The organism is Mycobacterium sp. E2238 (genome assembly GCF_001672665.1).
Lineage (GTDB): Bacteria > Actinomycetota > Actinomycetes > Mycobacteriales > Mycobacteriaceae > Mycobacterium.
Genome location: NZ_LZKF01000170.1, coordinates 42,215 through 51,635 on the forward strand (window position 1 = coordinate 42,215; position 9,421 = coordinate 51,635).

Sequence of the window (9,421 nt, forward strand, 5' to 3'; positions counted from 1 at the left end):
ACGCACAGCCGATGCATAGGGAACCTATTTATGGTCGAACTGTGTAAGGGGGATTCCGAGGATTCACTGGCAGTTAGACAGGTGAAGGACTATGAAATTCAAGCAAATACTTGGGGGGATAACCGTCGCCGGCGCCCTGAGCGCCGCGGCGTTCGGTGTGGGTGCGGGTGTCGCCAACGCCGCTCCGGGAGCGCCACAACCCGGTCCGGCCGGCAATCATGGTGGCCCGGCTCCCGGAGGTATCCATCCGCCGAACGCGCCCGGTGACCCGGGCGGACCCGGGGGGCCAGGCGGACCTCCGGGTGGGCCAGGCGGCCCCGGTCACCCGGGCGGACCTCCGGGTGGACCCGGCGGCCCGGATCATCCCGGTGGCCCCGGTGGCCCCGGTGGCCCCGGCGGCCCCGGTGGGCCCGGTGGGCCCGGTGGGCCCGGTGGACCGGATCATCCCGGTGGCCCCGGCGGCCCCGGTGGGCCCGATCATCCCGGCGGGCCCTGGCACGGAGACGCCCAGCGCGGCTACTTCCGCGGTGCCCCGTGGGGCGATGGGCCGGCACCCTGGGGACCCGGCGAGCCGCCGCGGCCCGCGTGGGACCGGCCGCTCCCCCCGCCCGGAGGGCAGTGGGGATACGGCCCGATCAACTACTGGGGCTACCAGGAGACTCCTGTGTGGGACCCCGGGTTCAATCAGTGGGGCTTCTGGTTCTTCGGGGTCTGGATTCCGCTGTAAACAGCGGTGGTAACAACGCCCGCTTCGCCACTCGGCGGGGCGGGCGTTGCGCTGTCAGTCGGTAGCTCCGCCGGCATGGATCGTCTCGGGACCCGAGCCGACGGGACTTTTGGCCTTTCGGCGGGGGCCGTCCGCCATGCCATAGGTGCCGTATGGCCCTCGTTTGACGGGTCTCGATAGCGAAACATCGAGGTCACGGTTGCGTTTCCGCAGCTGCCTGGCCTGTGTAATCGACTGAAGAGGAGGCGCGATGACCACGCCTGACTTCAAGCCCGCTATCTCGCGGCAGGCGACAGATCCGCGTGTGACCCTCTTGTACGCCGCCACGCTGGTCGTGGCCGTGGCGTCGGGAATCTGCGCATTGGTCGCTCTTGCGGCCGGCTCACCGCTTCAGTTCGGTATGGCGGCGGCGGTATTCGGCGCCAGCTGGATTGCCACCGACTTCATCGAACGGACGGTTGCGCGCGCGCAGGAGCGTTTCGCTCGGCAATGCGTCGTCACCCGGCCGGTCCCCGGCTATCGACCCTCGCGCGTCGTGTACGGCGGTGACTACGAACATTTCTCGCGACCGGCTCCGCGCGTGGTGAGCAAGCTAGCCGCCTGACGGCCGCTCAGCGCTTGGTGCCGACGGTAATCAGATCGGAGATGATCCGGGTCCAGGCAGGCCGCGGGATGCGGTGCTGATCGCTGATGACGAAACCGGCGCCTTCGAACAACGACTTCATTTCCGCCGGCGACGCATTGTGTTGCGGTTTCCACCTATTGGCCGACGATGCCTGCAGCCGCGGCTGCCGCGCACTCAGGGTCGCGACGGCCACCAACCCGCCAGGCGCCAGCACGCGGTGGAATTCGCGCAGCGCCGCCGGCTGGTCAAAGAAGTGGAACGCCGACGTGGTCACCACGGCGTCGAGCGCGCCATCGTCGAAGGGCAGCTGCTCAGCCGGGCCGCGCAACCACTGCACTCGGTCGGTTCTGGCGCGCGCCTGGGCGAGCATACCGTCGGACATGTCTACACCGTAGATCTCGTCCGGCTCCAGCTCGCGGGCGATCCGATCACTGAGAATGCCCGTGCCGCAGGCGATATCGGCGATCTTGCGGGCATGGTGGGCGCGCAACTGCGCGATCACCTCATCATGCGGCGGACGGTAAACCCACTGCTGCAGGAACGGCAGATCGTACGCCGGAGCCAAAAAACTCCAGAGCCGCGTTACCGCGTCGTTGAGTCCTCGTCGACTCGGTGCCGTCATTCGCTCAATACCGAGCTGTAGTAGACGGTGTCGGCGACGGACACCGAGTCGTTCGTCTGGGGAATCGCCGCCAGCCCGCTGTCAGCCAACAGCTCACTCATCTGGGTACCGACCGTTTCCCACCCCAGGTCCTTCAGGTAGGCGGCGACGTCGTTGCGCTCGCCCTCGAAACCCAGCTCCTCCCAATCCAGCTCGAAGCCGTGGTCGCGCCATTTGGCGGTGGCCCTGCGCATCATCTCCCGCGCTTTTTCGATGTCCTGCTGGGGCCGCTGCGGGATGGCTTCGACAGCCAGCCTGCTGCCATTGGCACTCAGCGCGGAAATGTTGTCCAGCAAGCGGTCCTGGGCGTCCGGCGGCAGGTACCCGAAGAGGCCTTCCGCGATCCATGCGGTCGGGCGGCTCTTGTCAAAGCCGGCATCCGCCAACGCCTTCGGCCAGTCACGTCGCAAATCAATGGCGACCGTGCGCAGGTCCGCCTGCGGGGCGGCGCCCAGCTTCGCCAGGGTGGTGGTCTTGAACTCGATAACCTCCGGCTGGTCGATTTCGAACACTGTCATCTCGGCGGGCCACGACAGCCGGTAGGCGCGCGCGTCGAGGCCGGACGCCAGAATCACCGCCTGACGGATCCCGGCTTGGGCCGCGTCGTGAAAGAAGGTGTCGAAGAAGCGTGTCCGGGCGGCCATCGCCAGGGGCATGTGCTCGAGTTTCCAACCGGATTCGTGGTCGTCGACGTCGGCCGCAACAAGGTCGCCGTCGACCCATCGCGTGAAGAAGTCCACGCCCACGGCGCGAACCAGCGGTTCGGCGAACCGGTCCTCGATCAGCGGATTGTCGGCCTTGGTCGCGATCGCTCGGGCCGCGGCCACCATCGTGGCCGTCGCGCCCACGCTGGTGGCCAAATCCCAAGTGTCGTTGTCTGTGCGTGGCATGCGTTAGTCCCCTCGGAGCGAAGCGATACTTAGCCACTATAACGACCGCGAGGGGCGATAAGTTCCCGAGCATTTCGCGGCAGGTCGCCGCGGATTAAGACGTCTGGCTAGCAAGCCCTACCGCGGACCGGGACCGCCAGGGCCACCCGGGCCACCCGGCCCACCGGGACCGCCCGGGCCACCGGGACCGCCCGGGCCACCGGGGCCACCGGGCCCACCCGGCCCGTTCACGGCGGGGACAAAGGGCACGCATTGATGCAAGTCCACGCTCCACACAAACCCGTCAGCGCAATTGGGGTCGGCCCGGCCGATCGCCGGCGTCGTGACCGCCGACAACATCGCCAATGCGAGAGCGAACGCGCCGAACGCCCAGACCCGTACCAGCTGCTTGAGTGTCATCTCGGTCTCCTCCCGGCCCAACATTCATTTTGCGACTCGCAACCCGTTGGCGGTGTTGTTATTCGGGAACCAATTCGAAGACCGGAATGACCCGGTCGGTGCGCTCTTGATACTCGCCAAACCCGGGAGCCCGCTCGACGACGATCCGATAGACGGAATCGCGCTCGCCGCGGGGTAATTCGCGCACAGTCGCCGGCTTGGGCGCCTGCGAGCCGATTTCCACAGTCACCCGAGGGTTGGCGCGAATGTTGTGCACCCATGCCGGGTTGCTGTCCCGGCCCGCGGCGGATCCGACGATATAAATCTTGCCGTCGACGTCAAAATAGGCGATGGGGTTCACCCGCTGCGCACCGCTGCGCGCACCGGTCGAGGTCAACAGCAGCAACGGGAAGCCCTCGAACTGTCCACCTACCTTGCCCCCGTTGCGGCGGAATTCCTCGATATTGCGCTCGTTGAATTCGCGCTCCGACTGCATCGCATCATCGACCATCACCCCATCCTGGCATGGGTATGGGGCCGCCGAGCGACCCACGATTGGTCGCAGCGAAATCGGGGTATCACCTGGGACATCCCATCGGGGGGGTATCCGCTTCCGTAGCAACGAAGTGAGCACGAGATGGTCGGCTGGCTGGACAGGCTGCAACGCCGAAACCGCGCGGCGGGTGTGGTGATCGGCGTCATTTACAAGTATCTCGACGATCAAGGCGGTTACCTGTCCGCCCTGATCACCTACTACGGGTTCGTGTCGCTGTTCCCGCTGTTGCTGCTGTTGACGACCGGCCTGGGCGTCATCCTGGCCGGACGCCCCGACCTGCAGCAACAGGTGCTGCACAGCACCTTGAGCCAATTCCCCGTCATCGGCAGTCAGCTGCATGAGCCTGCCGGGCTCAGCGGGGGAACCGCCGCCGTGGTCGTCGGGGTGCTTGGCGCGCTCTACGGCGGCCTGGGCGTCGGCCAGGCGGTGCAGAACGCGATGGACTCGGTATGGGCCGTCCCGAGGAACAAGCGTCCTGACCCGATTCGCTCGCGCCTGCGCAGCTTGATGCTGTTGTTGGTCCTTGGCTCGGCGGCCCTGGCCGCCACCGTCCTGTCCGCCGCCGGCCAAGCCACCGGGGCGCTGGGCGTATTCGGAAAGATCGGCGTCGCACTGGTCGCCGTGATGATCAACGCACTGATCTGCCTGGTGGCATTTCGCGTGACCACCGCGCGAAACCTCACCTATCGCCAAGTCCTGCCCGGAGCGCTTGCGGCAGCAGTGATCTGGCAGATCTTGCAATGGGGCGGTGCAGGATACATTCGCCACACGGTGAAGACGGCCAGCGCCACCAACAGTGTCTTCGCATTGGTGCTGGGATTGCTGGCCTTCCTTTTCCTGATCTCGTCGACGCTGGTCATCTGCGCCGAGATCAATGTCGTTCTGGTGGAAGGGCTTTACCCGCGCGCCTTGCTCACGCCCTTCACCGATGACGCGGAACTTACACCGGCCGACCGCAAGACCTACACCAAGAAGGCAAAAGCCGAGCGGGTCAAGGGCTTTCAGCGTGTTAGCGTCAGGTTCGGCGACCTCCGACGCAAGGCGACCGGCCCCCCGACCCCGTCCGTCGGCAGCCGACCCGCCGGCTAGTCAGTTACCCCGCCCGGTTTGTTGCTGCAGTTCGTCGATGAGCTCCGACGCTTGCGCCTTGGTCAAATCGTCGGGAACGTCGCGTCCTGCTTCCTGGGCCAAGGTGTGCACGTAGCTGCGCTGCGGGCCGGTCATCGGCTCGTCGCCGGTCACCCACTCGGACGTCTCCTTTTCGGGATTCTCGCCTGGCGACTGTCGGTTGTCTGTCATGTCCTTCACCTCCGCGACAAGGGATAACCATCGCACGTACGTTCGAAACATGAGGATTTGGAAGAATCGTTGCCATGTCGCGTTCCTTCGACATCTCGATCGAATCGCCCGCCAGCGTTGAGCAGATCCATACGACGTTCGGCCGCGAGGACTACTGGCTGGCCCGCCTGAAAGCCAGCAACGCTCCCACGACGCTGGATTCCCTGGTCGTTGACGCCGATGGCACCGTGACAGTTCGCGCCACCCAGCACGTTGCTCGCCAGGTGATGCCCACGCTCATTGCCAAAGCCGTCCCCGGCGAGCTGAAGATCGTCCACAGCGAGACATGGCGACCAGTCGCCGACGGCGAAGTCCGCGGTCAAATCAGCGTTGTGAGCTCCGGCGGTATTGGATCGGGCCGTGCGGAAGCGTGGATGGGGCCCGCGGGCGACGGCGCCCGGTTGCGCTTCGCCGTGGAGGTGGCGGTCAAAATCCCGCTGGTGGGCCGCAAATTCGAGAAGTCGATGGAAGCGGACCTGGCCAAGAGCATTCCCGCGTTACAGCGCTTCACCAGTACTTGGATCGCCGAAAACGCCTGACGGCCCCGACGTTGGTCAGTTTTCCGATGCCGGCGACGCGGGGTCGACGGCAACCAGTTCGGTGAGGCCGCTGATGGTGAGGATCGGCATCAGGATCGGGTGTGCGATCAGGTGGATGTGGTTGGCGTGGGCGAACAGAGCGCTGATGGCGGCGCTGTCGAGGTACTCGACGCCACTGAGATCCACAGTGAGCGGACCGCCGCCGGAGGACTCGCCGCTCGCGCTGGTAAGGGCCTGGACGAACGCGTCGATGTTGCTCAAATCTATCTCCCCCGCCGCGACCAGCATCAGCTCCCCGTCATCGCGGCGCGCGGTGTCGAGGGTGAGCGACGTGGGCATCATGTGATCCTCGCGGATAGGTGAACCGTTGTTCCGGCGGCGTCGGGGCTGATGGTGACGTCTTGCATGAGCCCTCGCATGAGAGCAATACCCCGGCCCCGGTGGGGATAACTTGCCGGTTGCGGAACCTTCCACGAGCCGGTGTCGGTAATGGTCAACTGCACCTGGTCGACCAGTGCGGTCGCGCCCAGCTTGATCGTGCCTTCCGGTTTGTCGCGGTGACCGTGCTCGATGGCGTTGGCGACGGCCTCCCCGGCGGCGACGAGCACGTTCATCGCCTGTTCCGGGTCCAGCCGGGTCCGCGTCAACCAGGTGCGCAACGCGGTTCGGGCCGGGGCGAGGTGGCTGACGTCGGCGGGGAACGTCAGCTCCAGCGGCGCGGGGTGGCGATAGAGCAGCAGGACAACATCATCCTGGTAGCCGCCGTCGGGGGCCAGGCCGAGCATGATGTCGTTCGCCAATTCATCGAGAGTGGACGCACGGCCGTCCTGCACCAGGCCCGCTGCGCGGGAGATCCCCTGCCCCAATGCGGTGCGCCGGCGTTCGACCAGCCCGTCTGTGTAGAGGAGCAGGGTCGCGCGGGCCGGAATGGTCACCCTGGCCTCGGGGCGGGACCAGTCGGCTCGTACCCCCAGCGCGATGGTGTGACCGTCATCGAGGATCTGGGTGGTGCCGTCCGCGTGGACCAGGACGGGCGGCGGGTGGCCGGCGCTGGAATAAATCAGCTCGCCGGTCTCGGGGTTGAGCACCGCGCAGACGGCGGTGGTGCACTGGGCGCCTGGCAGCCGCGCGGCGAAGCGATCCATCCCGGAGAGAGCGGCGCCGGGGCTGGGGTTTTCGAACAGCAACGCGCGGCAGGCGCTGCGCACCTGACCCATGACGGTGGCGGCGGCGAGGCCATGCCCCACACAGTCGCCGACGACCATAGCGATGCGCCCGTCGTCCAGGTCGACGATGTCGTACCAGTCACCGCCCACCTGAAGGGGCCGGCTGGCGGCCTGATAGCGGACCGTGAACCCGTGCGGGAGATCGGCAGGGCCGAGGATCGCGTGTTGCAGCGCCAGGGCGGTTTCCCGCTGCTGGTCGACCTGATGGACCCGCTGCAGCCCCTGGCCGAGCCGGCCGGCCAGCACCGTGAGCAAGGTCTGGTCCTCGAGGGTGAACGCGCGCCGCTCGGCCAGATCGATCCAGACGACGAGCACGCCCTCGGGATGCTGCAGCGCGATGCCGGCCGTCCCGGCCTCCCCCGTGCTCGCGGTGAGCAAGTCACCGTCGCGCAGCGCGCCGAGCATCTGTTGGGTGTGGGATGGCAGGTCGCCCCACTGCGCTGGCTCGCCGACCGACACGACTTGCGGCGCGCCAAAAGCGGTTCCCGCGGTGGAACCGAGCGTCGGAAAGGTGACAGCCAGCACGCGGCGGGCCCGCCACAGTCGGCGCAATTCCTCGGCGGCGGCGTTCACCGCGGCGTCGACGGTGTCAGCCTGGGCGAGTTCCTGGTTGAGCGCGTGTTCACGACCCGCCGCCAACGCCAGGGCGATAGCCGCGTGCCGGGCAAAGTCGCTGACGAGCTCGAGGTAATCGTTGCCGAACGGCGACTGCTGAGGGTCGCGGGCCACGGCGATGACGCCCAGCACCGCCCCGTCCGCGATCAGTGGCATGACGATCGCCGACCGTTCACCGACGTCGGTGAATCCCTCGATCGGATATTGGAAGGATTCGGTGATCAGCGGTAGGCCGCGCCGCGCGACACCGCCCGTAGTGGAGCCGTCCATCGGCACCTGGCGACCGATCACCTCCGAGGAGTACCGGCCCGCCGTCGCGGCCACCACCAGGGTGTCGACGTCGTCGGCAGGCAGGTCGGACTCCTTGGGAACCAGCAAGATCGCCTGTTCGGCCCCGGCCAACTCCAGCGCCCGGTTCACGATGAGTTGCAACGGCCCCGTCTGGGGGTCGCCGGACAGGAGCGCGGTGGTGATCTCGCGGCTGGCCTTCGTCCATCTGGCCGTTTCGCGTTCTCGCTCGAACAGGCGCGCGTTGTCGATGGCTGCCGCCGCGGCCGTCGCCAACGCCCGCACGGCGGCCGCCTGGGAATCGGAGAACACTCGGCCCGCGCGGTCGTCGGCGAGGTAAAGGCTCCCAAAGTCCGCGCCCCGCACGGTGATCGGCAATCCGAGCAGCGCCCGCAATGGCGGATCGTGGGCTTGCAGCTTGGCGGCCTGCGGATGCGCACTTACATCTTCGAGACGCAGACCCTCACCCACCGGCAGATCGCCGAGCCGCCGCGCCGTGCCGTCATCGATGCCCGCGCGGACGTAGGTGGCCAGGGCGCCGTCGGCAGCACGGATACCCAGGGCGGCGTAACGGCAGCCCGTCAGCTCCATCGCCCCCTTGACGATCCGGTGCAACGTCACGTCCAGGTCCAGGTCAGAGCCGATTTCGCTGATGACCCGCACCAGTTGTTCCATCTGGTCGCGGGCTTCGACCAGCTCGTCGAGCTGCTCATGAATCTGGCTCACCAGCTCACGCCGGCCCTGCCAGGTGAACGCCGATCCACCCCCTTCGTTGACCATGGATACAAACCTAACTGCTCACGCTCGTGAGCATTCCAGTGGCGGTGACTTGGGGCCTGGACGCGAGGGCTTTACTCGATCTTGACCGTGCATTGAATCTCCCCACTGACGATGGCTGATGTGAGTACGCTTCCATCGGTGGAACTGGGGGTTTTGGGACCTCTCCAGGTCCGGTTAGGCGGGGCGCCCGTCGCTATCCCGGGCGCCAAACCCCGCGCGATCCTTTCAATGCTTGGGCTGCACGGCGGTTCGGTCGTGGCGGCCGACACGCTCGTCGAGCTCCTCTGGGGCGAGGATCCGCCGCGCACCGCAGCCAAGGCCCTACAAACCCACATCTCCTCATTACGCCGCACCCTGGGCGACGGTTTCGTCCTGACGACGGGCACGGGTTGGACGCTGGCCGAGACCCAGGTTGACGCCGCGCGGTACAGCGCGAGCATCAGCTGGCCCCAACGCCGTTCGCGCAGGGGCGCATCGGCCACGGCGGCCTCGAGTTCGCCGATGATCTCCGCGGCCCGGCCGGTCGCGAGCAGCGCGTCGGCCCGGTCCTCCACCAGTGCGGCGTGGCCCTCGATCCACCGCGTTTTCTCGGAGGTGCCCCGTCGGCTCTCGGGCAGCTCGGGGATTCCGCGCCACAGGGCGAGCGCCTCCTCGAAGCGGGCCACCGCCTGGCTGGTGTCGCCGGCCGCCGCGGCGTCGCGTCCCAGTCGGGCGGCCGATTTGTACCGCGCGGCGTCAACCTGGGTCTCGGCCAGCGTCCAACCCGTGCCCGTCGTCAGGACGAAACCGTCGCCCAGG

Annotated in this window: 11 protein-coding genes and 2 pseudogenes; 5 read left to right on the plus strand and 8 right to left on the minus strand. The window is 67.2% G+C overall.

Annotation, left to right across the window (positions count from 1 at the left end; genetic code table 11):
• Positions 1-91 precede the first annotated feature (91 nt).
• A complete protein-coding gene (locus A5711_RS27640) occupies positions 92-727 on the plus strand; it encodes a chitin-binding protein (protein WP_231987489.1) in 636 nt (211 codons plus the stop codon).
• Between the two features lie 250 nt (positions 728-977).
• On the plus strand, positions 978-1,331 hold the full coding sequence (locus A5711_RS15545; RefSeq protein ID WP_067947969.1) for a hypothetical protein: 354 nt from the start codon (positions 978-980) through the stop codon (positions 1,329-1,331).
• A 7-nt stretch (positions 1,332-1,338) separates the two neighbouring features.
• Here the strand turns inward: A5711_RS15545 and A5711_RS15550 are convergent, their stop codons facing one another.
• The 4 genes from A5711_RS15550 to A5711_RS15560 all read right to left on the minus strand — a co-directional run bounded on the left by A5711_RS15550 (position 1,339) and on the right by A5711_RS15560 (position 3,792).
• Complete coding sequence (locus A5711_RS15550; protein ID WP_067947971.1) at positions 1,339-1,974, minus strand: class I SAM-dependent methyltransferase; 636 nt, start codon at positions 1,972-1,974, stop codon at positions 1,339-1,341.
• Positions 1,971-2,903, minus strand: a complete 933-nt coding sequence (locus A5711_RS15555) for an SAM-dependent methyltransferase (RefSeq protein ID WP_067947973.1) — start codon at positions 2,901-2,903, stop codon at positions 1,971-1,973. Before A5711_RS15555 ends, A5711_RS15550 begins: the two co-directional genes overlap by 4 nt.
• 117 nt (positions 2,904-3,020) lie before the next feature.
• The gene (locus tag A5711_RS27645; RefSeq protein ID WP_231986854.1) at positions 3,021-3,302 is read right to left on the minus strand and encodes a hypothetical protein; all 282 of its coding nucleotides are present in this window, start codon (positions 3,300-3,302) and stop codon (positions 3,021-3,023) included.
• 58 nt (positions 3,303-3,360) lie between these two features.
• The gene (locus tag A5711_RS15560) at positions 3,361-3,792 is read right to left on the minus strand and encodes a nitroreductase family deazaflavin-dependent oxidoreductase (protein WP_067947975.1); all 432 of its coding nucleotides are present in this window, start codon (positions 3,790-3,792) and stop codon (positions 3,361-3,363) included.
• A gap of 126 nt (positions 3,793-3,918) precedes the next feature.
• Between A5711_RS15560 and A5711_RS15565 the strand changes: the two genes are divergently transcribed.
• Complete coding sequence (locus A5711_RS15565) at positions 3,919-4,926, plus strand: YihY/virulence factor BrkB family protein (RefSeq protein ID WP_067947977.1); 1,008 nt, start codon at positions 3,919-3,921, stop codon at positions 4,924-4,926.
• Here the strand turns inward: A5711_RS15565 and A5711_RS15570 are convergent, their stop codons facing one another.
• A complete protein-coding gene (locus A5711_RS15570) occupies positions 4,927-5,136 on the minus strand; it encodes a DUF3072 domain-containing protein (RefSeq protein ID WP_067947997.1) in 210 nt (69 codons plus the stop codon).
• Between the two features lie 74 nt (positions 5,137-5,210).
• Between A5711_RS15570 and A5711_RS15575 the strand changes: the two genes are divergently transcribed.
• Complete coding sequence (locus A5711_RS15575; protein WP_067947979.1) at positions 5,211-5,714, plus strand: DUF2505 domain-containing protein; 504 nt, start codon at positions 5,211-5,213, stop codon at positions 5,712-5,714.
• 15 nt (positions 5,715-5,729) lie between these two features.
• Here A5711_RS15575 and A5711_RS15580 read toward each other — a convergent pair whose 3' ends face one another.
• A complete protein-coding gene (locus tag A5711_RS15580) occupies positions 5,730-6,053 on the minus strand; it encodes an STAS domain-containing protein (protein WP_067947999.1) in 324 nt (107 codons plus the stop codon).
• Positions 6,053-8,623, minus strand: coding sequence for a SpoIIE family protein phosphatase (locus A5711_RS15585; protein WP_067947981.1), 2,571 nt, complete (start codon positions 8,621-8,623; stop codon positions 6,053-6,055). The genes A5711_RS15580 and A5711_RS15585 overlap by 1 nt, the downstream gene beginning before the upstream one ends.
• A 228-nt stretch (positions 8,624-8,851) precedes the next feature.
• Here A5711_RS15585 and A5711_RS28060 point away from each other — a divergent pair.
• A pseudogene (locus A5711_RS28060) lies at positions 8,852-8,926 on the plus strand (hypothetical protein); the annotation flags it as partial.
• Between the two features lie 116 nt (positions 8,927-9,042).
• On the opposite strand, the pseudogene A5711_RS28065 reads toward A5711_RS28060, so the two are convergent.
• A pseudogene (locus A5711_RS28065) lies at positions 9,043-9,421 on the minus strand (AfsR/SARP family transcriptional regulator); the annotation flags it as partial.